At 44.4% G+C, this 24,465-nt stretch carries 22 protein-coding genes; 10 read left to right on the top strand and 12 right to left on the bottom strand.

Going from position 1 to position 24,465, the window contains the following annotated elements; all coding sequences use genetic code 11:
• Positions 1 to 16 precede the first annotated feature (16 nt).
• Genes modC through modA form a run of 3 tightly spaced genes read right to left on the bottom strand, consistent with a single transcriptional unit; the run spans position 17 to position 2,599 of the window.
• On the bottom strand, positions 17 to 1,123 hold the full coding sequence (gene modC / locus JCM16456_RS21020) for a molybdenum ABC transporter ATP-binding protein ModC (protein WP_068718164.1): 1,107 nt from the start codon (positions 1,121 to 1,123) through the stop codon (positions 17 to 19).
• Complete coding sequence (gene modB, locus JCM16456_RS21025) at positions 1,120 to 1,794, bottom strand: molybdate ABC transporter permease subunit (protein ID WP_068719100.1); 675 nt, start codon at positions 1,792 to 1,794, stop codon at positions 1,120 to 1,122. The genes modC and modB overlap by 4 nt, the downstream gene beginning before the upstream one ends.
• 25 nt (positions 1,795 to 1,819) lie before the next feature.
• Entirely contained in the window at positions 1,820 to 2,599 is a 780-nt protein-coding gene (gene modA, locus JCM16456_RS21030; RefSeq protein ID WP_068718166.1) for a molybdate ABC transporter substrate-binding protein, read from the bottom strand.
• A gap of 719 nt (positions 2,600 to 3,318) precedes the next feature.
• On the opposite strand from modA, the gene JCM16456_RS21035 reads away from it, so the two are divergent.
• Positions 3,319 to 3,687: a YgiW/YdeI family stress tolerance OB fold protein gene (locus JCM16456_RS21035; protein ID WP_068718168.1), complete on the top strand. Its 369-nt coding sequence runs from the start codon at positions 3,319 to 3,321 to the stop codon at positions 3,685 to 3,687.
• A 149-nt stretch (positions 3,688 to 3,836) separates the two neighbouring features.
• Positions 3,837 to 4,361 carry a hypothetical protein gene (locus tag JCM16456_RS21040; protein WP_068718170.1) on the top strand — a complete coding sequence of 175 codons (525 nt, stop codon included), beginning with the start codon at positions 3,837 to 3,839 and terminating at the stop codon, positions 4,359 to 4,361.
• Positions 4,362 to 4,383: 22 nt separating this feature from the next.
• Here the strand turns inward: JCM16456_RS21040 and luxQ are convergent, their stop codons facing one another.
• The 6 genes from luxQ to JCM16456_RS21070 all read right to left on the bottom strand — a co-directional run bounded on the left by luxQ (position 4,384) and on the right by JCM16456_RS21070 (position 10,824).
• Entirely contained in the window at positions 4,384 to 6,945 is a 2,562-nt protein-coding gene (gene luxQ, locus JCM16456_RS21045; RefSeq protein WP_068718172.1) for a quorum-sensing autoinducer 2 sensor kinase/phosphatase LuxQ, read from the bottom strand.
• 14 nt (positions 6,946 to 6,959) lie between these two features.
• On the bottom strand, positions 6,960 to 8,057 hold the full coding sequence (locus JCM16456_RS21050) for a substrate-binding domain-containing protein (RefSeq protein ID WP_404819184.1): 1,098 nt from the start codon (positions 8,055 to 8,057) through the stop codon (positions 6,960 to 6,962).
• A 326-nt stretch (positions 8,058 to 8,383) separates the two neighbouring features.
• On the bottom strand, positions 8,384 to 9,538 hold the full coding sequence (locus JCM16456_RS21055; protein WP_068718175.1) for a conjugal transfer protein TraF: 1,155 nt from the start codon (positions 9,536 to 9,538) through the stop codon (positions 8,384 to 8,386).
• 87 nt (positions 9,539 to 9,625) lie between these two features.
• Positions 9,626 to 9,940 carry a GIY-YIG nuclease family protein gene (locus JCM16456_RS21060; protein WP_068718176.1) on the bottom strand — a complete coding sequence of 105 codons (315 nt, stop codon included), beginning with the start codon at positions 9,938 to 9,940 and terminating at the stop codon, positions 9,626 to 9,628.
• On the bottom strand, positions 9,937 to 10,596 hold the full coding sequence (locus JCM16456_RS21065) for a YceH family protein (protein WP_068718177.1): 660 nt from the start codon (positions 10,594 to 10,596) through the stop codon (positions 9,937 to 9,939). The genes JCM16456_RS21060 and JCM16456_RS21065 overlap by 4 nt, the downstream gene beginning before the upstream one ends.
• Positions 10,597 to 10,617: 21 nt before the next feature.
• A complete protein-coding gene (locus JCM16456_RS21070) occupies positions 10,618 to 10,824 on the bottom strand; it encodes a hypothetical protein (protein WP_068718179.1) in 207 nt (68 codons plus the stop codon).
• A gap of 189 nt (positions 10,825 to 11,013) precedes the next feature.
• On the opposite strand from JCM16456_RS21070, the gene JCM16456_RS21075 reads away from it, so the two are divergent.
• Positions 11,014 to 11,328, top strand: a complete 315-nt coding sequence (locus tag JCM16456_RS21075; RefSeq protein WP_068718181.1) for a DUF496 family protein — start codon at positions 11,014 to 11,016, stop codon at positions 11,326 to 11,328.
• Positions 11,329 to 11,714: 386 nt separating this feature from the next.
• A complete protein-coding gene (locus JCM16456_RS21080; RefSeq protein ID WP_408068394.1) occupies positions 11,715 to 11,939 on the top strand; it encodes a hypothetical protein in 225 nt (74 codons plus the stop codon).
• Between the two features lie 89 nt (positions 11,940 to 12,028).
• On the opposite strand, the gene glpK is transcribed toward JCM16456_RS21080, so the two are convergent.
• Both glpK and JCM16456_RS21090 read right to left on the bottom strand, forming a co-directional pair.
• Positions 12,029 to 13,549 (bottom strand): glycerol kinase GlpK, encoded by a 1,521-nt coding sequence (gene glpK / locus JCM16456_RS21085; protein WP_068718185.1) that lies wholly within the window; start codon positions 13,547 to 13,549, stop codon positions 12,029 to 12,031.
• Positions 13,550 to 13,647: 98 nt separating this feature from the next.
• Positions 13,648 to 14,502: an MIP/aquaporin family protein gene (locus tag JCM16456_RS21090; protein ID WP_068718187.1), complete on the bottom strand. Its 855-nt coding sequence runs from the start codon at positions 14,500 to 14,502 to the stop codon at positions 13,648 to 13,650.
• A gap of 516 nt (positions 14,503 to 15,018) precedes the next feature.
• Here JCM16456_RS21090 and glpA point away from each other — a divergent pair.
• Genes glpA through glpC form a run of 3 tightly spaced genes read left to right on the top strand, consistent with a single transcriptional unit; the run spans position 15,019 to position 19,192 of the window.
• Positions 15,019 to 16,668, top strand: coding sequence for an anaerobic glycerol-3-phosphate dehydrogenase subunit A (gene glpA / locus JCM16456_RS21095; protein WP_068718189.1), 1,650 nt, complete (start codon positions 15,019 to 15,021; stop codon positions 16,666 to 16,668).
• Positions 16,668 to 17,969, top strand: a complete 1,302-nt coding sequence (glpB, locus tag JCM16456_RS21100; protein ID WP_068718190.1) for a glycerol-3-phosphate dehydrogenase subunit GlpB — start codon at positions 16,668 to 16,670, stop codon at positions 17,967 to 17,969. The genes glpA and glpB overlap by 1 nt, the downstream gene beginning before the upstream one ends.
• Complete coding sequence (gene glpC, locus JCM16456_RS21105) at positions 17,966 to 19,192, top strand: anaerobic glycerol-3-phosphate dehydrogenase subunit GlpC (RefSeq protein WP_068718192.1); 1,227 nt, start codon at positions 17,966 to 17,968, stop codon at positions 19,190 to 19,192. Before glpB ends, glpC begins: the two co-directional genes overlap by 4 nt.
• A gap of 49 nt (positions 19,193 to 19,241) precedes the next feature.
• Here the strand turns inward: glpC and JCM16456_RS21110 are convergent, their stop codons facing one another.
• The gene (locus JCM16456_RS21110; protein ID WP_068718194.1) at positions 19,242 to 20,342 is read right to left on the bottom strand and encodes a ketoacyl-ACP synthase III; all 1,101 of its coding nucleotides are present in this window, start codon (positions 20,340 to 20,342) and stop codon (positions 19,242 to 19,244) included.
• A 330-nt stretch (positions 20,343 to 20,672) separates the two neighbouring features.
• Between JCM16456_RS21110 and trxC the strand changes: the two genes are divergently transcribed.
• The 3 genes from trxC to JCM16456_RS21125 all read left to right on the top strand — a co-directional run bounded on the left by trxC (position 20,673) and on the right by JCM16456_RS21125 (position 24,404).
• Positions 20,673 to 21,107, top strand: a complete 435-nt coding sequence (trxC, locus tag JCM16456_RS21115; protein ID WP_068718196.1) for a thioredoxin TrxC — start codon at positions 20,673 to 20,675, stop codon at positions 21,105 to 21,107.
• Positions 21,108 to 21,291: 184 nt separating this feature from the next.
• Entirely contained in the window at positions 21,292 to 22,452 is a 1,161-nt protein-coding gene (locus tag JCM16456_RS21120; protein WP_068718198.1) for an MFS transporter, read from the top strand.
• Between the two features lie 350 nt (positions 22,453 to 22,802).
• Positions 22,803 to 24,404: a BCCT family transporter gene (locus JCM16456_RS21125; RefSeq protein ID WP_068718200.1), complete on the top strand. Its 1,602-nt coding sequence runs from the start codon at positions 22,803 to 22,805 to the stop codon at positions 24,402 to 24,404.
• Positions 24,405 to 24,465: the final 61 nt, after the last annotated feature.

The raw sequence follows: 24,465 nt of genomic DNA on the forward strand, positions 1-24,465 counted from the left end.
AATGGAATCATTAAGATCATCGGCTCACTGCTACATCTTGTTGGGAAATACTCACCCCTTTAATCTGTGCAAATACAGCTTGTCCGATTTTCAATTGCAAATCATCTAAAGCCCACTCCGTAATGGTTGCCCATAACTCACAATCAGAAGCTAGCTCCAATTTTACATCCACATAACGACTGCCCGTTTCCTGCTGTCGATGTTCAATTTGCTTCACATTTGCTGGCAAGATATTACGAATGGAAGTCGTAGTTGGCTTATCAAGAACTAGGGAAACATCGGTGGCTCGAATTTGCAAACGTACAGCAGCGCCTGCTTCTCCTTTTACCTGCTGTACCCACAGAGGAACTTGTGGTGCGAGGCGCAGTTCAGTGATGCTATATTCATCATGCTGCTTGAAAATTTCTCCCGCAAAAAGCGTGCTATGTTCGCTCAAGTCATGCCAAGGCCGCATAGTTTCTGAACTCCATACCGCTTCGACCTTCCCTGCATTGACTACTCGCCCCTCTTGAATAAGCACCAAGTAATTGGCTAAACGCAATATTTCATCCAAGCTGTGCGTAACATAAAGAATGGGGATTTGAATCCTGTCGGCAAGTTGCTCTAAAAACGGCATCACCTCACGTTTACGGGGTAAATCAAGTGATGCAAGAGGTTCATCCATCAGCAAAATATCAGGTTGTGATAGCAAGGCACGGCCGATCGCCACACGCTGCTTTTCGCCTCCCGATAAGGCATTAGGGTAACGCTCTAGTAATGGCGCAATCGCTAACAATTCGACGACAGAGTCAAAATAATCAGCATCAAACTGCTTAATGCCATAATGCAGATTCCCCTTTACCGTGTAGTGCGGGAACAGGCGAGCCTCTTGAAATACATACCCTACTCTGCGTTTTTCAATCGGCAAATTCACCTTATTTTTACTGCTAAACAGCACCCGTTCGGCAATGCGTATTTCTCCTTGTTCAGGACGAATTAACCCACTAATCACATTGATAAGTGAAGTTTTACCGGCACCTGAACGGCCAAAGACTGCAGTAATGCCACGGTTAGGTAATTCAATATCGATATCAAAAAAGGTATCACCCAACTGCTTTTGAAATTGTAAAGCCAGCTCACTCATCGGTTGGCTCCCAAACGCAATTTCATTCTGCGACTCACCAATTCAGACACAAACAAAGAGATCAATGCAATCACTATGGAGATCACACACAAACGGGCCGCATCCATTTCTGCACCTGGGGTTTCTAAGAAATTATACATCGCCAAGGGGATGGTCTGTGTTTCACCGGGAATATTCGAAACGAAGCTAATGGTCGCACCAAACTCGCCCAAACTGCGAGCAAACGACAACATCACTCCAGTAATAATACCGGGGATAGTCAAAGGTAGCGTAATAGTGAAAAAGACTTTGATAGGAGACGCACCTAGGGTTCGCGCCGCTTGTTCCAATTTGGTGTCCACCCCTTCAATACTTAATCGAATCGAGCGAACCATAAGGGGAAGTGCAATCACCGAACACGCAAGCACCGCGCCACGCCAACTAAAGCTAAACGTAATACCAAACCAATCAGCGAACCATTGACCTAAAAAACCTTTGCGCCCCATGCTAATAAGCAATAAGTAACCAACCACAACAGGCGGCAACACCATGGGTAAGTGAATAATACTATCGAGTAATCCTTTACCGACAAATTCTTTACGCGCCAATAACCAGCCGAGTAATAGCCCGACTGGCAGTAACCACAACACGGTAAACCCAGCCACTTTAAGGCTGAGTAACAGTGCTGTCATTTCATAATCACTAAGAAATTGCAGATTACTTGGCAGCAAATTTTTGGTTTCCTAGATCTGTGTTAAAACCATATTGATTCAGCACTTTTTTACCTTCAGCCGATTTAACGTATTTTACAAAATCAGCAGCTTTAGAGCTGTCGCTCACTTGAACTAATGGATAGTGGATTGCGGTATGTAAGCTAGAATCAAACGTGCTGACAATTTTGACTTTATTGGTCAATACCGCGTCCGTTTTATACACCATCCCTAGATCTGCTTCACCACGTTCAACAAGTGCCAACGCTAGACGTACATTATTCGCTTGTGCCAATTTAGGCTGAACGGTATCCCACACACCAAGGTGTTGCAGAGCTTCTTTAGAGTACATCCCCACTGGCACTGAGGCAGTATTACCAACGGCCATATGGCTTTGGGATAGTAATTTTGTCCATTCGCCTTTATTTTTCACATCAAATGCTTTGATATGAGCCTTGGCTGGTTCAATCAAAACCAGTTGATTACCCGCCACCAAAGAAACTTTATCCGCAGTCACAACCTTTTGTTGAATTAGGTAGTTAACCCACTTTTCGTTCGCGGATAAGAACACATCGGCAGGTGCACCCGATTCAATTTGACGAGCCAACGATGACGAACCTGCATAAACCGTTACCACCGAGACATCACTGTGTGTTTTCTCATAAGCAGCCGCTAAATCATTCATAGCATTCGTCATCGAAGAGGCTGCATAGACGTGAATTTCATCATTAGCAAAAGAAGGGGCGGTTAACAGCGCTGCGCTGATAAAGAGTGCAAGTTTTTTCATGTCTTATCCGTTATGTCTAACCATTAGGCATCGCGTAAAAACGCCATACCGTTTGCCAAAAGAGGGATCGCTTGTTCCTGCAAGGTAAAAGTGACCATAAAGTCGGTTCGAACAGGCTCCTGCCCAAAAATGTCAAGAAGGGAAAAATCTTAGGAGTCGAAGATACCGTGTAACCCGACACCAAGTACCTGATTACACAGGCCCATTACATCATTTTTTTGCGACATTTCAAGCGAAATCAATGTTTCCATTTTCCGCTATAGCCAAAAGAAGCACGTTAAAATTTATCAATTCCCACCCATGATTGAACAAAAATCCATCAAATCCGCTTTAAACGCTCTGTAAATCAGCACGTTCTTGCAAAATATCGCTTCTTTATTACTTCAATCACTTATCCCATCCCTTGCTGTGAAGAAATGAAAAAGGTCAGTTTCCGAGTTGGAAACAAGCAAAAAGTAGAATTAAATCACAAATATTCATTGGTTACGTGCAAATTTGCATAATAATCGCATGTCTATCATAGCAAAAGTCACCTCTGTTACCTTCACATTGCCTATCTGGTATTCACCACTTCAGGGAGAGATGAACAGTATATGAATTAACGACTCACGCTAGGTTCAATAAGCATATGTTTTTATATACCCACTGAGCGACACCAGCAAAGTATGACAAACCCATTTGTCGTTAACACATTGTTCAACAATAAAAAGGATTACCCCATGAAAAAAACAACACTATTCCTCGCTGCTCTTTTAGTTGCTGCTCCGACTCTTAGCTTTGCCAATGACAAAGATCACCGACGTGGCATTGAATATAAGGGACCTGTTGAGATCACCCCAGTAAAATCGTTACTCGATGACGACAGCTTTTTCTCGGACAGAGACGTCGTTGTTGAAGGACATTTAGTAAAACGTTTAGAAGAGAACCTGTTTCTCTTCTCCGATGGCCAACACGAAATTCGCGTTGAGTTAGACGATGATATGCGCCACACAGGCCCTATTGATGCCAAAACCAAAGTGCGTCTCTATGGTGAATATGAGAACCATCGCCAACCAGAAATCGAGGTTGACTACCTACAAGTAATGTAAATATCAGTATTTTTTTAAGTAATTAGGCATTCATCATTGATTTTGTAGTAAAAACCACAGGAAAATAGTCTAGAGTTAAACTTGCCCTGTGAATTGCAGGTCTTTGAATTATCTTTAGGTTTTATACACAATCAGGATGAATGCCTATCATGTTAAAAAAATCGTGTTTGGTCGCCCTTTTCTCAACAGCATGTGCATTCTCGGGTGCGGCAGCGGCAAACAATTTTGATTATAACTTTCTCGAAGTTCGCACGACGGCTGGCCCACAATCTTCAGGCATTGAGATGAGCACCTACTACACCGACAATTCTCATTTTGTCGTGCGTGGCGATTCACGTTTTAACAAGGATTGGGATTTAGCCGCTGGAATGGGATTTAACGGTCCATTTGGTGCATTCGCCGATCTCTTTGGTGAAGCATTACTTCACCAAATCCGTGAGGACGCTGAAGATGGTGGCGATGACACGACCGAAGTTGAAATAAGTGTTGGCGCACGACTTTGGATTGCTGATCAACTAGAAGGAAGTGTTCGCTTGGGTCGTTTAGCGGAAAGTACTGTGTTTATTACTGGCCTTCGTTTTCATTCCACCGATCAATTATCTGTCGCCCTAGAAAGCCGCAATGCGGGTATCTGGGGACCTCAAATTGCACTGAGCGTACGCTTCGGTTTCTAGTTTTCCTCTTCCACGCGATGGCTTAAGTGGTCAGGCGCTGCTGTTTAAAGTAAAGGAGCGCCTCATTCAAACTCGTTTCTTTAAGCGGTTTCACTAATACATACTCCGCTCCAGCGGCAATAAAGGCATTGCGTGTAGACTCCATACCATCGGCGGTACAAGCATAAACAGCGGCTGGTAAACCTAACTCTTGTTTAATTACCCGAGTGGCATCAATCCCGCCAAGATAAGGTAATTGGTTATCCATAAGGATCAAATCAAACGGTTCTTCTTTGGCTTTATCGATCGCTTGAACGCCATCAGTAACCCACTCTACTTCTAGGCCATATTTCTTACAAAAAGCTCGAGCAATAAATGCATTGGTGTGATTGTCTTCAACCAACAGCACTTTAAGTGGTTTGTCATTAAACAGACTAAACTGCACGTCTTCTTTAGCAACGGTGTCACTCACTTCCACCTGAGCTACAGGCAATGGAATACGCAGATTAAACTCCGTTCCTTTACCAAACTCAGACTGTGCCTTAATCGACCCACCTAGCATTTCGATTAGGCTATTCACAATGGCTAATCCTAATCCACTACCACCGTACTCTCGCGTTGTGGTGGACTCTGCCTGAACAAACGGCTCAAAGATGATGCGCATATCTTCACTACGAATTCCAATCCCAGAATCTTTAACCCGTACTTTGAGCGTTGATTGGCTTTCGGTCACTAACAGGATGAGGTCAACACTAATTTCCCCGTAGTGGGTAAATTTCACGGCATTATTTAGTAGGTTAAATAGGATCTGGTTAATACGTACCTGGTCACCCACCACCATAACATCTTCTACAATATTCGAGTTTAACTGCAGTGTTATGCCCTTTTCGCTACACATAGGCTGGTAAATTCGTTCTATTGCATACACAACATCAGACAAACGGAACTGACTTTTTTGAATGCGAAACTTACCTTGTTCAATGCGTGAGAAATCCAAAATGTCATTGAGTACCGCGAGTAGGTGTTCACCACTACTGCACAATACGTTCACCTGTTCGACTTGCTCTTTGTCATTAACAGTGCGTTTAAGAAGCTGAGACACACCTAAAATACCATTCAATGGCGTACGCAGCTCATGGCTCATTTTAGCTAAAAAGTCAGCCCGTAACCGAGCAGATTCCTCTGCCTCTTTACGAGCGATGCGGCTTTGCTTCTCTGCTTCAGTGATGCTGGTGATGTCATAACCTTGCGCGATGATTGACTCAATATGGTCATTCACTTCGATTGGAGAAAGGTTCCAACGGAACATCTTACCGCCCAATTCGGTATTCACTTCTTTAATGATATTCCCTTGGGCCGCCTCACTGATTCGATCGCGAAGTTGCCGGGTTAACTCATCAAGCAACGGTTTGTCATCTTCAAATTGATGCAAAAATTGTTGCTTTGCTGAGGGATTCATTTTTACTAATTCCCCATCCGTAGACCAAAGCACGGTTGGAGAAACAGTAAAGTTGAATAGGTCTTCAAACTGCTTTTCTTGTTCAGATAAACGGGAAAACGTATGTTCTAGCGTTCGACCAAAATGGTCAAATTCATAAATGGTTGAACCAGGAAACGGATTACGTCGCCCCTTATCGGCCACTTGATGGGTATAAGTCATAAGACACGCAATTTCGGATTCAATGCGCCTTTGAATCCACCAGCGAGTAATAGCGGCAACGATGACCATGGCAACAAGTGCAAAAATCATCCAGAAATAGTAGTTATCTCTTAGCCGCAAGGCATTTTGGTTGTTTTGTACCGAGTAAACCGTAAGGTAAGTGGGTACCCCTTCCACTTCCAAAGAGGCTCGACTGACCATATTGCGGTTATAAAGCGTATCACTTTGACCAGACTTAATTACATTCGACTCGCGATACGGTTCATTACCATTCAACGTTGAGGCAATCACTTTCTTGCCCACCGTAAGTACCAAGTTTTGTGAATTGCTGCCATCGCGCATGGTTTCTATCAAGGCGTAGTTATTATTCAACACCAACGCGACATAGAGAAAACCAGCAACCTCCCCTGTCTCTTTATTGATTAATGGCGAGCGTCGCACCATAAGATAAATCATATCTAACTGCGACGTTGAAGAAATCAAATGCCAGTTACTATTAAAAGCAACGCGACGAATCACTTTGTTTATATCGTCTTGACTTAAACCATAGAATTGCGCATTCCCATCATCCCAAATAAGACCATCCATGGTGGTGATAAAACGGAGATCAGGAGTATTAGATAGTTCAAGCTGATCAACACTCAAAAAGTACTGATCGATTGCCTGCGGATCGCGTGACTCTAAAGATTGGATTAAATTCTGACTCTGGGTACTGCTGTCTTGATGAATTTGTACGGTCGCTAGTCGAAAATTGAATAGGCTCTGTACTAAATTAGAGGTTTGTCCCGAGGTACGTAATACCTCTTGTGACATTAACCGACTGCTAATTTGATAGCTTTGAAATAATACGCTGAGGGTCAGTGCACCAAGCACAACCACGATCGCAAAACTAATAAAGTTCGCGATACGTCTTTTCGGTTTTACAGGGCTGGTTATCACACTCACTCAAATGTCCTTGCCTAGCGATCCGAATATCGAAACGCCCATTTTTCTAGACGTTTAACTCTATCAAGGCTGTCGTTCTTAGTCACGACTTCAAAGCCACCTGAATAAACCGTAGGAACAGGCTTGCCTTCTAAGTCCCACTTGATCGCTTCGGCCATCGCGACACCCGTATCATCATTCATACGCATTACCGTCACCTCCATATCGCCTTTAGCAATTTCATTGAGCTCAGCAGAACCTCCGCCCCAGCCATTTACAACAATATCTTGGCGTTTGAGTTCCTTGAGTGCCTTGATCGCTCCTAAAGCAATATCGGTTGAACAAGCGTATATAAATTTAATGTTAGGATGATTCTTTACGATATTTAATGTTGCTTGGTAACCACTCGCTTCAGTGGCTTTGGTGTAGTATGACGATGCGAGTCGATAGCGACCTAAAGTTTGCAATGATTGAATAAACGTATCGCCACGAGCGGCGCTGATATAACCTTCAGAATAGTATAAGACTGAATATTCACTGCCCGCAGGTTCGAGTTTTTGGTAGTAATCGAATAATCTTGCGGTTCCAAGCTCGTGGTCGAAACCGACATACATCATGGGCTGACGCTTGTCCCACGCTTTAACTGGCGTGGTAATGTTTTGCAAAATCAACTTGGTTTTTGATGATTGCAAAACATGTTCGATAAATTTGCGATGACGTGTGGTATCAAGAGTGAAAATCACATAGTCCGAATTGGCTTTTATCGCTTCCATTAGCGACAAACTCAACTCTCTAGCATCCACATTCGGACGCGTAAATACCTGATTAAGTTGATACACGATGCCCAATTCCTGCATTCGTAGCTCAAAGGCTTTGATGTTACGAACCCAATAATCCGAGATTTGTTGCCCAGGGAAAACCACTGAAATGGTGATTGGACGTGTTTGTTTTATAGTGAGAGGGACAGGATCGCGACGTACCGTTTTCACCATTTTATCAGTCAACATTTGCTGATCGGGATTGTGGCTTAGAAACTCACGATAATGCCAATAACCTTTAAGCACTTGGGATGCATCCGCAAGCTGAGGAAACACTGACATAAGAAGTAAACAAAAGGTAATGGTGCGTTTGATCATTCAGCTCTCATTATTATGGTCTTTTATACCCCAATTACGTTGAAAGGAAATGACCATTCTTTCTGTAATTGATCTTGAGGTCAATTGGGTATTTGAGCAGTTCTGCGAACATTAACCCGTGGTCAATAAGAATGAAAAACCTTTACTGCAAAGGGCTAGCGCTCGTGTGAATTATGAAACATATAGACTCTAAATGATAGTGCGGGTAACAAAAAAACTTGTTATCCGCACTGTATACCCAAGTAACCTCAAAATGCTGTTTCAGCGAGAATCTATTTGGGTATAAATTAGAGCCTTAATATCAAACCGCTCAATAGATTTAATTAAAAGGTAAAGGCTAAGTTGGCAGAAACACCATATTGGTTTTCACCGGCGTACAAGCCCGCAACGTCAATACTAACAAGGTCGCCCGGGCTGATACCTATACCCGCTGTAATCGCATTATCGACGTTATTTTTCAGATCCACTTCATATCCCGCACGTAGCTGAGCCCATCCCCAAGCATCACCCTCTATACCAAAACGTAAAAATTGGGTGTCGTCGTTACTGCCGTTAAAGCGCTTTTGTGGCGTCACATCGGCATCCACGGCAGCGGTAAAGAACTGGCTTACATAAGCACCCGATACCGTTACTTGGGTATTAAGCTCATAGGTATTTGAGTCATCATACGTGTTAATTTCTTGGCCAAACACATCTTTTACAGCAACTCCGACTCGATAGCTCTCTTTCATCCAAACAACACCTAAATCTAGGTTAAACGCCGATTTGGTTTTCTTGCTCTCATCGTAATCACTTAAATCGAAATCTTCGACCGTCACCGTATCTTTATAAGTTCGCAGTTGTTGAACTTTGGGCGATATTCCAAAAGCATAGGTTTGGCCATTAAAGTCGATTTTCTTTGCCATCGCGAGACCAACTTCAGTATACCCAAAGGCAATCAAATCGACTTGTGAGTTCTGATAACGAGTACGAACATTGCCAGCATCATTCCCTGTATCAGCAGCAATATCGGTATCCGCAATGATTTCTGCGTAGGCGCGTGTGAATAAATTAAACGAAATGGCATCGATAGGCAGCGCAATAGCTGCACCTAAACTGGCAGTAACTGTGAGTGGTTTGTTGTTCTCTAAATCATTAAGATAGCCGTTCAATTCTACGGCGTCACTAGTACTAGGGCTAGGGTTGTCATCAAAATCATCAATGGCATCTTGCAAATCGTCCAGCGTAGTGAGCGTTTCATCGGTATCACGCGCCGTTGCCCCAACACCTGGCAGCAAAATTCCGATATCATCATTATCTCGATAAACCGCAGTAAGCGCGGGATTGTAGAAAGGAGCCAGGAGGTAATCCGCAGTAGTCACCCCGGTATTTCCCATGGCATTGCCGCGCGCGTCTGCGACACTACTCGCGGCTTGAACGGATGTCACAGCACCTAGCGCCAGCGCTAACGCAACGACGATTGAAGTTGGTTTAATCATAATTGCTTATCACCTTATTAGATTGACTCATCATTAAAAGTAATAGCAATTCGGAGGCTGCCAGCGAAAGTTCAATGACAGATTGGCTTAATGTGAAATTGATCTCACTTTATTTAGCAGAACTTTGAACAACTCCCCATCCGATACGAGGCTTTCCTTTTGCACTTTGGTCAGTTGTTTAATTTGCCATTCTAATTTCAAGGCTTCACTTTTACTGTCACTGACCTGCGCACTCCAAACGAGTTCAAGTGGCCCTTTTCCTTTGAGAGCTTTGGCTCCCCGACCATTGCAATGCTGAGTGAAACGCCTTTCGACATCGGTTGTAATACCACAATAAAGCGCGTTGCGATGGGTGCGAACTAGATACACCCACCACTGTTTCTCTAATGCACTCACTCTTATTGATCGAGCAACTGCTGTACTTGTAACGTCAGCGCTTCCACTTGGGCACGTAAATCTGCCACTTCCTCACGCAGTGCTGTCACTTCATCGTTGTTCACCACTGCCGTTGGTTGAGATGTGACCTCCATTGCACTGATGTCCACTTCGCCACAAAACAGATGCTGATAACGAGACTCACGCTTGCCAGGTTCACGCGGTAATTTTACCACTAACACACCGCTGGTATGGTCTTGCGCCAAATGCTCCAGCACAGCTTCCACTTCTTTGACATCGGTAAAAGTGCACAAACGGTTGGTTCGGGTGCGTAACTCACCTGGAGTTTGTGGCCCACGTAACAACATGCAACACACAATGCCTAGCTCTTGTTGAGTTAATTGCAGGTCACCAAATTCAGTATTGCAAAAACGGTGCTGATATTTACGGGTACGGCTGGCGAATGCGCTTTCATCACTCACCAAATGTCGAGCAATCAGCCCTTCAACCGCATCTTGTACTTCCGCTTCCGTTAGCGCCAAAACAGGGTCTCGGTTACTCTTTTGATTACAGGCCGTTGTTAAGCTATTTAAAGAGAGCGGGTAATAATCTGGCGTGGTGATCTCTTTCTCGATAAGACAGCCAATGATACGGGCCTCAAGAGCAGTTAACTCTATATTCATAGCGTTATCCTTATTGTAATTTTAATGTTCCAGATTCAAAGACAACTTAATAATGCGTCCATTTGCATCCACCATGACGATTTTGGACCGATTGAGTTCAATTTCAGTCATCTCAAGGCGCTCACGCTCATTAATATAAGCACAACCTAATTTAGTTGTTTTTGAATCTTGTTGTTGCTCTGGTTCTTGATTATCTTGTTTAATAACAACGATGTCGGAATGAAACATAGTGCAATCGTAGCTTCGTCATAAATTGCGCCCATCATATAGCGCATCATCAATGAAGTACAATCACCCTTACTTTTAACTGTCTATTATTTAACCAAGCCGCTTTGGGGTTTGATCTAAAAGCTGTTATGAAACGATACTATGTGGTTTAATCATTGACAGTAGAAGACATTATAGGAAAAAGGACCTATGAATAGCGTATTTGAAATCGTAAGCCTTGCTCGTCGCAAAAACAAACTTAAACGTGAACTCCTAGACAATGAGAAAAAGGTTCGTGACAACCGTAAACGTGTTGATCTTCTAGATAACCTCATTGACTACATCAAGCCTGATATGACTCAAGAAGAAGTGATCGCTATCATTAAAAACATGAAGTCAGATTACGAAGACCGTGTTGATGACCACATCATTAAAAGTGCTGAAATTTCTAAAGAACGTCGTGACATCAGCCGTCGTATTTCTGACTTAACAGAACAAGACAAACTGGCTCAAGGCAAAAAATAACTTTGCTTTTTTAATCAGAATCGTCATTTAGAAATCAAACCCGCCAAGTGCGGGTTTTTTCTTTTTGCCATCATGTGATGGGCAATAAATACCCATACAAAATCAAACAAACGATTGCGCAATCGCTTACACTAACATTACATAAATTTGTGTCTATAATCACACTTTCAGTGTTGGTATAGTGCGACCCGAACCATCACTCCTATCACTCTATAGGTATAGCTAGACCATTCGAGGCAAGGAACGCTCCCATGACAAAAGCGATATCATTACCGCTTATTTTGGGGTACCTCGAGATTCTCAAGCAGAGAAGATTGGTCCGATAGTGGCATTTTTTATTCGGACAATTTAAGGGGCTCTACGTGGACATAAACACCATCGAAATTATGGGATACGCTGCATCAATCATGGTTGCACTGTCTTTGACGATGAAAGAAATTGTTAAACTACGCATCATTAACTTTATCGGTTGCGTGCTGTTTTGCATTTACGCCAGCATGATTGCTGCATGGCCAGTGGTTGCAACCAATGCGTTTATCGCGGTTGTGAACATTTACTACCTAGCTAAGCTAAGACGAGCAAATAAAACTGAAATTCACAGTGCGGCTTAATGCTTGGTAACTTAACATAGAAAAGCCACCGACATTGCGGTGGCTTTTTGTTATGCAATATAGAACGAGAGACTCTGCCCTATTAAGCTTTAATCGTCGTCTTCTTCAGAGATCCGCGCCCATGCTTGTGCACATTTCACGGCACGCTTCCAGCCTTTGTAGCGACGTTGGCGTTTTTCTTCGTCTTGATGTGGGATAAAACTGCGGTCAATCTCAGATTTATCTTTCAATTCATCAAGATTATCCCAAAAACCAACCGCTAAACCCGCAAGATAGGCGGCGCCCAATGCTGTGACCTCGGTGATCTTCGGACGATGAACTTCGGTATCCAAAACATCGGCTTGAAACTGCATTAAGAAGTTATTTGCTACAGCACCGCCATCGACACGCAAGGCAGAGAGTCGAATACCAGAGTCGGCTTTCATCGCATCCAGTACATCACGCGTTTGGTAAGCAATACTTTCTAGCGTAGCTCGAATAATGTGGTTTTCGTTGGTACCACGAGTCAAACCAACAATCGTTCCACGCGCATACGCATCCCAATACGGTGCGCCTAGCCCAGTAAATGCCGGCACGACATAAACACCATTTGAGGTATCCACTTTGTTGGCAAAATATTCAGAGTCACGGGCATCACGAAGCAATTTCATTTCATCGCGCAACCACTGAATAGAAGCTCCGCCCATAAAGACTGAGCCTTCGAGCGCGTAGGCTGGTTCGCCTTTTGGCCCACAAGCTAGGGTGGTGACCAAACCGTTACGCGAAGTCACTTTGTCTTTCCCTGTGTTCATCAGCAAGAAACAGCCTGTGCCATAGGTGTTTTTTGCCTGTCCCGCTTGCACACACATTTGGCCGTAAAGAGCAGCTTGTTGGTCCCCCGCAATCCCGGCGATTGGAATACGAGTCCCACCTTTACCACCGATGTTGGTTTTTCCATACACTTCTGAGGAACGTTTTACTTCTGGCATCATGTTAAGCGGAATATCTAATGCTTTAAGCAGCTTTTCATCCCAATGCAGATTATTAATATTAAACAACATAGTACGAGATGCATTGGTATAGTCAGTCACATGAACGCGACCTTGCGTCATTTTCCACACTAGCCAAGTATCGACAGTACCGAAAAGCAACTTACCCGCTTCTGCATCTTCGCGAGCGCCAGGAACATTATCTAAGATCCATTTGATCTTAGTCCCTGAAAAGTAAGGGTCTATTAACAGACCGGTTTCTTCACGAATGTACTGATCAAGCCCTTGCGCTTTCAACTCTTCACATATTGGGGCGGTACGACGGCATTGCCATACAATCGCATTGTATACAGGCTTACCGGTTTCCTTGTTCCACACGATGGTGGTTTCACGCTGGTTAGTAATACCGATCGCAGCCACTTCATCGCTCCGGATACCAGCTTTGTTCAGCGCTTCAATCAATGTTGAGCTTTGGGTGGCATAAATTTCCATTGGATCATGCTCAACCCATCCAGATTCTGGGTAGATCTGTGTAAACTCACGCTGAGAAACACTGACAATATTCGCATTGTGGTCCAACACCACAGCTCTAGAGCTAGTGGTTCCTTGGTCAAGGGCGACAATATATTTTTGCTCAGTCATCTTGTTATCCTGTCAGTTTCACGTTGGTTTTTGTTTTACAAATACACAGTAAGGCCATTTGTTATCATTAAGAAGCATCGTGCTTCGTTTGCCCTCGTTTATACGTGGGCTTGCTCATTAGAAGACGCATCATCACATTGGTTGGGAATGGTACAACCCACACCTTGGCTTGGGAGATACGCTGCAATAAATTTCGGATAAGCCCAAGCCCCAAAACAGGCTCCAAAAATGGGGCCAATTATCGGAACAATAAAATAAGGAATGTCTCTGCCCCCCGTCATGGCAAAATCCCAGCCAGCTAAATAAGCAAACAGTTTGGGGCCAAAATCACGGGCAGGGTTCATGGCAAACCCAGTCAATGGACCTAATGAGCCACCAATAATGGCAATTACAATACCAATCAAAAGTGGGTTCATTGCGTTACGATGCGCGCCATTGTTTTCATCACCAAGGGCTAAGATGGTAAACATCAATACCGCAGTGATGCAAAACTCGACAGCCACTGCACCGCCAAAAGAGATAGAGGGCATCGCATAAGTAGAGAAGATACCCGCTGTCGCTAATGCTGCTTGGCTACTGCGAGCAATATGGTGGTTCACTTCATAATCGATAAATAGGTTGTGATACAAACCGTAAATTAAGGCTGCCGCACAAAATGCACCAGCAAACTGTGCCAAAATAAAGGGTAATGTTTTACGTTTATCAAAGCCTTGAAACAGAGTAAGTGCAATGGTTACAGCAGGGTTTAAGTGTGCTCCGGAGACGCCAGCGGTACAATAAATGGCAATTGCAACGCCAAAGCCCCATACAATACTGATTTCCCATTGGCCAAACTGTGCGCCAGCCAACACCATGGCAGCGACACAACCTACACCAAAAAAGATCAGCAAGCCCGTGCCAATAAACTCTGCTATACACTCTCCGAGTAGGGTATGTTGTTTTTTAGTTGTCATCGTAAGTGTCCTGTGAGTGGATTGAACTGGTTTGTTCACGGTGTATCTTGCCTAAACCCACAGCATTCGAAAACTAACAACCATCAAATATGAGCATTCGAGCACGAATTTGTTAACATTAAGCATCTTTTTTGTTAAACACATCATCCTTTTCTCCTTTCCACTCCATAGAGCGTAACCTAAACTTTTCTCCCCGACTTACTCTAGCGTCACATTACCAATACAAAACAACAATTTAATCAAGATAAGCATCAGCTCATCAGTGTATTTGCATACGTTCACTTTATAATTCGAACGCTAGAAAATCACCACCAGTTAACAATTAAGCTACATAAATTGTTACTAATATCGGATTACCGTTTGAGATAAACAGGGATAAATGGGATTTCTATCGCTTTTTTAACAAGTTATTTTCACTAAAAAATGTTCGTTCGAACTTTTGTGAGCTGACTAGCTAACAACCCATAGTAATCATGCAAAAATTAACCTTAATAAAATAAAGGTTAAGGCAACACTATGACGCACCCTAATTCTCTTGAGACCGATGTGGTTATCATCGGTGGCGGCGCCACCGGAACGGGCATCATGCGCGACTGTGCTTTACGCAATATTCGTTGTATTTTGCTGGAACGCCTCGACATTTCCGCAGGTTCGACTGGCCGCAATCACGGCCTACTTCACTCTGGGGCACGTTATGCTGTAACAGACCCTTTATCCGCCATGGAGTGCATTCAAGAAAACAGAACCTTACGTCACATTGCGCGCCATTGCGTAGAAGAGTCTGACGGCCTGTTTATTTCACTGCCAGAGGATGACCTCGACTATCAAGAGCAATTTATCAAGGCTTGTCATCATGCCAGCATTCCCACCCAGTTGCTGAGTGCAGAAGAAGCGTTGCGCTTGGAACCGAATGCCAATCCGACTTTAAAAAGTGCAGTCAAAGTCCCTGACGGAACGCTAGATCCATTTCGATTGTGCTCTGCGAATGTGCTGGACGCCCAGCAACATGGCGCCACACTGCTCAATCACACTCGCGTCATAGGCCTACTCCGCCAGCAAGAGCGTATTGTAGGTGTACGATGTGAAAATCAACTCACTCATCAGAAATTTGAAATTCGTTGCCAGCAAGTTATTAACGCTGCCGGCATTTGGGGACAGCAAGTCACCCAAATGGCAGGTGTTCCTTTGACCATGTTTCCAGCGAAAGGATCACTGCTTATTTTTGATTACCGCTTGAATAATCTCGTCATTAATCGCTGCCGAAAACCTGCCGATGCCGATATTTTAGTTCCAGGCGACACCATTTCATTGATTGGCACCACGTCAGAACATATTGATTATCATGACATTGATAAACCGACCGTGACCGCTAAAGAGGTCGAGTTACTGATGAATGAAGGCATTAAGCTTTGTCCTAGTATGGCTAACGCTCGCGTGCTACGAGCTTATGCTGGTGTACGACCTTTAGTGTCGGTGGATAATGATGGTAGTGGGCGTAATATTTCTCGTGGGATTGTATTACTCGATCATAAAACTCGTGACGGCTTAGATGGCTTGGTCACCATCACGGGCGGGAAATTAATGACCTACCGTTTGATGGCCGAACAAGCGACCGATTTAGTGGCGCAAAAGCTTGGCAATTCAATTCCTTGTCAAACCCATATTCTGCCTTTGCCCGGCTCAACCCATGAACCTATTCCGAGCGACCACCCTCATGCTTCTATCCCTATTTATCAGGCCGCGATTGATCGTCATGGCAGTCAAGCTTCGCATTTTTTAACGTCCGATGCCGAGGATCAAACCGTTATTTGTGAATGTGAAATGGTGACCGCTGGGGAAATCGGCTATGCCATCAATCAACTGCAAGTGCAAGATTTGGTCGATTTACGTAGGCGCACCCGTTTAGGTATGGGGCCCTGCCAAGGTGAACTGTGCAGTTATCGCGCGGCGCAGCTCTTTTGTGATATTGGCCAACGAGACGGCAACCAAGCCAGCCACCTTCTTGAACAATTTCTACAAGAACGCTGGCAAGGAACACAACCTATATTTTGGGGCGACGCACTCAGAGAAACCGAGCTCAGCTATTGGTTATACGAAGGCCTTATGGGTATATCTGGATTACCGACCACACTTTCGTCCACCAAAAACAAACAAGGAGCGCATTGATGATTCACTATGATACTGCGGTCATTGGTTCAGGCATTGCTGGCCTTACCGCGGCGATTTACAGCCAATCTCATGGGCAGCGTACGGTGTTAATTAGTCAGGGACAGAGTGCAATGCATTTCGCTTCCGGATCTTTTGACGTATTGAGTCGATTACCCGATGGCGCACCGGTTAGTCACCCGTTTAAAAGTATGCCGACTTTATTTCAGTTGCGTCCCACTCACCCCTATCATCGGGTTGGCATTGAAACCATTCGAGCCAGTTTAACTTGGTTTAGTGAAATGATGGCTGGATGTGGCATACCGCTCACCCATCAAGCAGATGAAGCAAATCACTTTAGAATAACGGCGTTAGGCACATTAAAATCCACTTGGTTATCTCAGCCTTATGTTTACCAGCACCGTCATCACGTACCGTTTAAACGAATAGTCGTTATTTCGGTCAAAGGCTATCGTGACTTTAGCCCACAAATGATTCGCGATAATTTGTCGCTTCACCCCGATTTTGCCAACACACCTATCGTTAGCCAATTCATTACGCTGCCAGTGCGTCCTAACGGTAATCACAATTGGCGTGCGCTAGATCTAGCGCATCAGCTCAGAATTGAAGCCAACTGGCAGCATTGGTGTGAACAGCTCAATCACTTTGCCAATGCCGATGATCTGGTGGTACTACCAGCGATACTAGGAAATGGCGACGGTTTAATCCAACTCTCAGAACTGCATAAAATCACAGGGCTTACCTTTAATGAGGTCGCCGCTATGCCTCCATCATTACTTGGTATTCGCATTGAAGAAGCGCTCCTGCGAGAGTTTCGTCGTTTAGGTGGCACTCTCTTGCGTGGTGACAGCGTCACTAACGGGGAGTTCCATTATAACAAATTGGTCAACCTCTCTACCGCTCATTTGGGTAGCACTAAGCTTCACGCCAAGCGATTTATTATGGCAACGGGCAGTTATTTCAGTCAGGGATTAAAAGCTGAATACCATCAGATTCGTGAACCCATATTCGAGTTAGAAATGGACACTAATTACCAACAAGGGAATTGGTATCAACCTCGTTTTGCCGGCAATCAAGCTCATCCATTTGTTGCGTTTGGCGTCAAAACCGATGCCCAGCTTCGTCCTTATCGTCAAGGCAAAGTAGTCTCTAACCTCTATTGCTGCGGCGCTATGTTAGCCAATTATGATCCTGTATTTGAGGGATGTGGTGGCGGTGTCGCTATCGCAACAGCTTTTCATGCGGCGCGGCAAATGCTTTTGACTCCGCAAGCTACTCACACTAGCGAGGCAATTTTATGAGTACCATGTATTCCACTCAAGCCCCCCGCAACCTCTCTTTCGAACAGTGCATAAAATGCACTGTCTGTACGGCATATTGCCCTGTGGCTAAGGTCAACCCATTGTATCCAGGCCCCAAACAGTGTGGGCCAGACGGGGAAAGGTTACGGTTAAAATCACCTAGCTACTATGACGAGACATTAAAATACTGCACCAACTGCAAGCGCTGTGAAACAGCCTGTCCTTCTGGGGTAAATATTGGTGATTTAATTGCGATTGCGCGCGGACGCTATGGTCGCCATCCAACAAGCCCTAAAACAGTACGTGACTATGTTCTCAGTCACACCGACCTTATGGGAGCTATTGCTGCACCGTTAGCGCCGCTAGTTAACACCATGACCCATTTAGGTTTAGTAAAAAAGGCCATGCACCATACCTTGGGAGTGGACAAGCGTAAGCAACTGCCTAACTATGTACGCCAAACGTTTCGCCACTGGTTTAAACAATCGTGTCCCGATCAAAGCCACTTTGCACAACAAGTGTTGTTCTTTCATGGCTGCTTTGTGAATAACAACCAACCCCAACTAGGCAAGGATTTAGTCAAAGTGCTTAACGCAATGGGGATAGGCATGCAGCTTCTTGAGCATGAAAAATGCTGTGGCGTTCCTTTGATTGCCAATGGTTTTCATGAAAAAGCGCGCAAAAACGGGCTGTATAATATTGAATACATTACCAAAGCATTCCAAGACAATGATATGCATTTGGTGTCTACATCATCAACCTGTGCTTTCGCATTAAAAAGCGAATATCCCCACGTTTTGGGCATTGACAACTCAGCACTAAGTGAACGTATCGAATACATCACCAAATACTTGCTTACTCAAATAATGAGCGGTCGTCAGCTCAAACTTAAACCGTTGCCTTTAACCGTGCTCTATCACACACCTTGCCATCTTGAACGCAGCGGTAATGTCATTTTCACACTTGAATTGTTGCGGCAGATCCCGCAGCTCAACTTGATCCAACTCGACAGTGAATGCTGTGGATCCGCCGGTACGTACGGATTTAAAACGGAAAACTACGACACCTCTATTGCCATTGGGGCGACGCTGTTCAATTCCGTTAACTCACAGCAAGCCGACTATGTGATTACCGACTGTGAAACCTGCCAATGGCAGCTAAAAGAGAACACGGATAAAGAGGTGCTTCACCCTGTATCGCTATTGGCCATGGCATTAGCCTAATGTAGGTGGATAGATAAGAGGGAGAGAGCTTTAGCCTTTTATCCCTCAGCTATTCTTGCACGTTGTTCTCGCGTTCCTTGTTAGCTTTGCACGCGGTTAAAGTCGGCTGAATCAGTTCTAATGCCGTCGCTTGACACTCTGGCAAGCTGGCATCGCTGTTGGCGATAGGCGTTACCCTATTTCCCCAGCGAACAAGTCCAGCTCCCCAAGTCAAACCAGCACCAAACGCCGTTAGCACTAAATTTGCGTTAGGCTCTACCCTTCCCTGTTCTACCGCTTCACACAGCGCAATAGGGACAGTAGCTGCCGAGGTATTTCCATACTGGGATATATTCACAAATGCCTTTTCCAAAGGCATTTGAGCTAAATCACACAGGGTTTGAATGATGCGCAAATTGGCTTGATGTGGAATTAACTGATCGATTTGGTCAAGCGCTAATCCTTCTCGGCTAAGAATTTCATTCATCGCCGCGCCCATGCCTTTTACCGCGCGTTTAAAAATCTCTTTGCCAACAAAATTAAACTCCCAAAATCCATTGTCAGCGGCAAAACGGTCCATACCAGTACCGAAGGATGGTACCGACAGAATATCTCTTCCACCAGCATCACAACCTAGATGGCTTTGCAATAAACCACATTCGTGCACGCTATGACTCAACACCACAGCGCCCGCTCCATCGCCAAACAATACTGCTGTATCTCGTTCTGTCCAATCGATAAAAAATGAGAGCCGTTCTGCCCCAATTACGACAGCATGATGATACGCCCCAGCCTGCAGTAATCGCGTTGCGGTCTCAAGCGCATAAACAAAACCGGTACAAGCCGCATTTAAGTCAAAGGCTGCGGCACTCAACCCCAGGTTTTGACAGACTTTCGATGCCACATTAGGAATCAAAGTATCAGCACTGCACGTCGCCACAATCACTAAATCGATTTCTTGATTAAGGAGTCCTGCGCAAGCAATGGCTCGTTGAGCTGCTACCGTTGCCAAATCTGACGTATTTACGTGGCTAATTCGCCGCTCTTCAATTCCTGTACGACTGACAATCCACTTATCACTAGTGTCTAAAAAAGTGGTTATATCTTGATTTGATAAACGCGCTGGCGGTAAACACTTTCCCCAGCCAGTGATTTCAGCATAGCGATTCATCTCTTCTCCTTGTCACTTCAGAACTCGTGATAGCTTTACTCTTTAAATCATTAGCTAAATAACGGTTCCAAGTTGTGCTTCAGTTTTACTCATCAAACGGATGCTTATCAGCATTTGCCTAAATGACTTACTCTTGTTAAATCTTACTAGTGCCCCAAGATAGGAAGCCTGTAATCAATATAAACTAGCTCATCACCACCATTTCCATATCGAGTGCACCAGCTCAACACTCACACAGATATCAACAATTGACATGGTGGGCTGTGATTACGTTTTTAAGTATAAGCAGTATCAGTCAAAGCTGCTGAACAGAGAGAAGAGAGAAAGAAAGTGACTACATTTACCACTCGTTGCCCATCTTGCCATGGGCTCAATCGCGTACCAAACGAACGTATCGCTGAACAACCACATTGCGGCAAATGCCAAGCTCACCTTTTAGACGGCGCGCCTATTGAAGGAACATCAGAGAACTTCATGGCATTGCTGCAAAGCCCACAGCCAGTCGTTATCGACTTTTGGGCACCATGGTGCAACCCTTGTGTTGGCTTCGCCCCCGTTTTTAGCGACGTTGCAGAAGAACGTTCTGGCGAGATACGTTTCGTAAAAATCGATACGGAAGCACAACAACAGTTGGCCGCGCAATTTCAAATTCGCAGTATTCCAACCATCATGCTGTTTAAAGATGGACAACGTGTCGACACGCTCAACGGTGCACTACCAAAAAGTCATTTTAGCCAATGGCTTGATGAGGCTCTTAACAAATAATCTCTAGTCAAAAGTTGGCATATTATGCTGCAAGATGCCAACTTTCCTCTCTCCATTTAAGACATTTCACCTCGATAAAAATCTTTAATCGACAAGGTCATTATTTTTCGTTTTACGTTTGCATACGATAGATCCATAGTCGCCGCGATTTTTCTGTTTCTGTTCTGATTTCGAGGCTACACCGTTGAACACTTCCCTTGCTGTTGGCACATCTCCACGCATCTCTATTCCAGTGATTGCGTTAACTTTGTACGCCGTTGCGTCTGGTTATTTGATGAGCTTAATACCTCTTATGCTTCCAGTTTATGGCCTTGACAGTTCAATGGCGAACTGGCTCGCTAGCGCTTTTTACGTAGGCCATTTCCTTGGGGCTTTGTGCATGGAGAAGTTTGTCCATAAAGCAGGACATCGTAATGCATTTATGGTGTGCTTAACTGTCTTGATGGTTTCAAGCTTGGCGTTACCTTGGGTAGTGAACGACATAGCGTGGTTATGTTTCCGCTTTGTTGCAGGTATTGCTGTGGCTGGTGTATTTGTCGTTGTTGAGTCATGGTTACTTCATGGGGACGAAAAAGGGCGCGCGAAACGCCTTGGGATCTACATGGTGTCTCTCTACGGTGGTACTGCGTTTGGCCAATTAGGCATTGCCTCTATCGGCGTTGATGGACTTGCTCCATTTATTGCCATTGGCACGTTACTGCTCATCGCAACGTATATTTTGCGTTTTAGCAAAGGTGCTCAACCATCCGTTGGCAGTGGCACTAGCCTGTCATTACGCCAAATTTCGAAGTTAAGCCATCCAGCCATCATCGGTTGTTTGGTTTCAGGTCTAGCCACTGGTGCCATTTATGGTTTGATGCCTCTTGAGCTACAACAACGTGGCATTAGCCATACGGACTTAGGTACTTTAATGGCTATCGTTATTTTGGGCGCGATGGCGATCCAACCCATCGTTCCTTGGCTGTCACACATTATGGGCCGCACCCTTCTTATGGCACTACTTTGCTTGTTGGGGGCCGCTGCAGCAATTGTAAGTATGATGGTTCCAGACTTAGCAACTCTCACTATCTGTTTATTTATGGTTGGTGTATCAACCTTTGCTCTCTATCCTATTGCGATCAATTTAGCGTGTGCTAATCTGGATTCCAGCTATATTGTTTCTGCAACTCAAGCGATGCTGTTTAGCTACAGCGTTGGGTCGGTTTTAGGCCCAATAGCAGCAGATTGGTTTATGCAAGGACACCAAGGCGTTATGGCCTATTTGTTCATCACTTTGATGGCTACTTGTGTCTACATGCTAATGTCAAGCGTGAGAACCAAACATCAATGGGTTGCTGGCAAATAGCAAAAACAGATTCCTTTACAGACCAAGAGCACGAGTTTTTTCTCGTGCTTTTTTTTTCACCAATCAAACTCTCTTCGGCATTATTCAACAAAACACAAATTACTTAGTAAACACCACAGAAAATACATCGAGCTAAAACCATTTGTCCTCATTACTTTTAAGCACCCCTATCAGGATGCAAAACCAGTAAAAACAATAGAATTTGGCTAAAACTTGCCTTTCACTGTTAAATTTTGGTAACATTTGCCATGTAAAACAGTTTGTACTCTAATTTTTATGCTGAGTATCCTTTTAAAAAAGCGGCATAAAAATGGGCACAATGTATCGATTACTAAACAAAAGTGGACTTTATGGAAAGTGTGTCGAAAAAATACAGTATCGAAACCACCGATTATCAGGTGGGACAAGATAATGTGCAGAAATGGGGGTTTGATGTACATAATCCCGTCTTTGGAATCAGTGCTGGCCTCATACTAGCCTTTCTTATTGCGGTACTCGTGGTCGATCCTGCCACCGCTAACAATGCACTCAATCAAATGAAAAACAGCATCATGGATGAGTTTGATGGTCTGTTTATGTGGGCAACAAATGCCTTTTTAATTTTCTCTGTCTTTTTGATGGTCTCTCCTTATGGCCGTATTCGCCTTGGTGGCAAAGACGCAAGACCCGATCACTCTACCGCTTCCTGGCTTGCGATGCTATTTGCAGCCGGTATGGGGATTGGTCTGTTATTCTGGGGAGTAGCGGAACCTACCGCTTACTTTACCGATTGGTATAAAACACCACTGAATGTTGCACCCTATACTCCTGAAGCGAAATCTCTTGCGATGGGCGCAACTATCTTCCACTGGGGGATTCACGGCTGGGCTATTTTTGCAGTGGTTGCCCTTGCATTAGCCTTCTTTGCTTTTAATAAAGGATTGCCTCTTTCGATGCGTTCCGCTTTCTACCCTATTTTTGGTGATCGCGCCTGGGGATGGTTAGGACATGTTATTGATATTCTAGCAGTGCTATCCACTCTGTTTGGTTTAGCAACCTCGCTTGGTCTTGGGGCGCAACAAGCGACGAGCGGAATCAACTATGTATTTGGAACTGATGGCGGCATTGGTATGCAGTTAATTGTCATTGTGTTCGTTACGTTAATTGCTATTGGTTCAGTGGTTCGTGGTATTGATGGCGGTGTAAAAGTGCTGAGTAACATTAATATGATGTTTGCCGCCGCTTTGTTCGCCTTTATTGTGGCAGTTACCTACGATACCGCATGGAGCTCGCTAGCAAATACCTTTACAGGTTATGTAAAAGCGATCTTACCGCTAAGTAATCCTCACGGACGTGAAGACGAAACCTGGATGCATGCTTGGACTGTTTTCTACTGGGCTTGGTGGATTTCTTGGTCGCCATTTGTCGGGATGTTTATTGCTCGTGTTTCTCGAGGTCGAACAGTTCGAGAATTTATGATTGCCGTTGTCTTTGTTCCTACACTGGTCACTATGATTTGGATGGGTATCTTTGGTGGTATCGCATTAGACCAAGTAGCAAACCATATCGGTGAACTCGGTACTAAAGGTTTAACCGATATTTCATTAACGTTGTTTTATGTGTACGACCAACTGCCTATGGGGAGCGTGATTTCGGTCATTTCAATTGCGTTAATTTTGATCTTCTTTATCACCTCATCGGATTCCGGCTCACTGGTTATCGACAGCATTACCGCCGGTGGTAAAGTTGACGCGCCAATTCCACAACGCATTTTCTGGGCAAGTATCGAAGGTGCGATTGCAGCCGCCATGCTTTGGATCGGTGGTCAAGATGCTCTTCAAGCACTGCAATCAGGTGTGGTGGCAACAGCTTTACCGTTTGTCTTTGTACTGCTGCTCATGTGTGTAAGTTTAATCATGGGCTTAAGAACGGAATATGGTGCTTACAGAGAGCCAGCGTTCAACCAAGCGTAAAGCTCATCTCCGCATACTCACTTGGCTGTTCATTCTCTAGCCAACCGACTAAAAATGCGCC

The sequence above is a fragment of the Vibrio tritonius genome (assembly GCF_001547935.1).
In the GTDB taxonomy this organism is placed as follows: Bacteria; Pseudomonadota; Gammaproteobacteria; order Enterobacterales; family Vibrionaceae; genus Vibrio; species Vibrio tritonius.